Origin of the sequence: Parabacteroides sp. Y3-G-102 (assembly GCF_023656845.1) — a bacterium.
Lineage (GTDB): Bacteria > Bacteroidota > Bacteroidia > Bacteroidales > Tannerellaceae > Parabacteroides > Parabacteroides distasonis.
The window spans coordinates 1-1,398 of record NZ_JAMOKU010000103.1; the positions used below are offsets into that span (position 1 = coordinate 1).

The window sequence follows — 1,398 nt, forward strand, 5'->3', positions numbered from 1 at the left end:
GGCTCACCCGATAAATCAGGGGGAAAATTCTTTAATTCTATAGAAAATTTGCACCTTTGTACCATGAACAATCAAGGACTATTAGCATTGGCACAGTTGATTCTGCCATCAGAGATACTTTCAAATTTTGAAGTAGTACGTGTAGAAGAAGAGGCATCCCTTATCCGCATCTATCTTGATGAATCGGTTAAGGCTGAATATAAAGAGAACCCAGAGATTGAATCCAAAGGGTTCTGTGAAGCCGTAACTATACGTGACTTTCCAATCCGCGATAAAGGTGTTGACCTAATTGTCAGAAGACGCAAATGGTATGACAAGCAGAATAACCGATACTTCTCCGACTCTTACGACCTGAAGGCTGAAGAAACCCGCTACTCCAAGGAGTTTGCGGCTTTTTTAAAAGGAGTGTATGGAGACGATTCCTACGACCTCCCGTTCGCTTGACCGCTATTATCACATAAACGGGGATACGTTTGAAAAGCAATACAAGGAAGTGCTCAGCGGCTATCGTGAATGGTCAGAACTCTCACATGCAGAAGACTGGCTTGTCTTTCCAGAGAACATTGGTGAAAGCATCTGCATTGACGAAACGGCTCCAAGCAACGGTGAGCTGTACACTATAGTAAGCAACAGATCTTCACGTGGAGGTAAAGGTACCATCATTGCTATTGTAAAGGGTGTGGCGGCAGATGCTGTCACGGAAGCACTTATGCGCATTGACGAGGACAAGAGACTGTTGGTTAAGGAGATAACAATGGATATGTCGAATTCCATGCGACTTATAGCCAGACGCTGTTTCCCGAATGCAATGCGTACCATAGACCGCTTTCATATACAGAAACTTGCATGTGATGCCTTGCAGGAGATGCGCATCGCGCATAGATGGGATGCCATTCAAGCAGACACGGATGCCAGGGAAGAAGCCAAATGCCTGGGCGAAGCATACACTCCAATTGTGCTTGCAAATGGTGATACCCACAAGCAGTTGTTGGCTCGCAGCAGATATCTGCTTTTTAAATCTGCCGACAAATGGACGGAAAGTCAGAGACAAAGAGCTGAGGTGCTCTTTGAAACGTATCCTGATCTTAAAGAAGCCTATTCGCTTACACATTCCCTAAGAATGATATTTTCCAAGAATACCGTCAAAGATGCAGCAAGACTCTCGCTTGCACGATGGTACAACAAAGTGGACGACTCTGGCTTTAAGAGTTTCAATGTTATTGCCGCCACACTTTACGAGCACTATGATGAAGTCTTGAACTTCTTTGTAAACAGGGCAACTAATGCATTTGCAGAGTCTTTTAATGCTAAAATTAAGGCGTTTAGAGCTGCTTTAAGAGGAGTAACGGATATAAAATTCTTTCTTTTCAGACTTACAAAGCTGTATGCTTAATCCCC

2 protein-coding genes are annotated in these 1,398 nt (G+C 43.8%); both read left to right on the plus strand.

Annotated elements, in window-relative coordinates; genetic code table 11:
• Nucleotides 1-444: ISAon1 family transposase N-terminal region protein (locus tag NBH16_RS23225; protein ID WP_226892979.1), on the plus strand; the 444-nt coding region annotated here is incomplete at its 5' end.
• Nucleotides 410-1,393 carry an ISAon1 family transposase gene (locus NBH16_RS23230; RefSeq protein ID WP_016270043.1) on the plus strand — a complete coding sequence of 328 codons (984 nt, stop codon included), beginning with the start codon at nucleotides 410-412 and terminating at the stop codon, nucleotides 1,391-1,393. The genes NBH16_RS23225 and NBH16_RS23230, both read left to right, overlap by 35 nt.
• The last annotated feature ends 5 nt before the right edge of the window (nucleotides 1,394-1,398 follow it).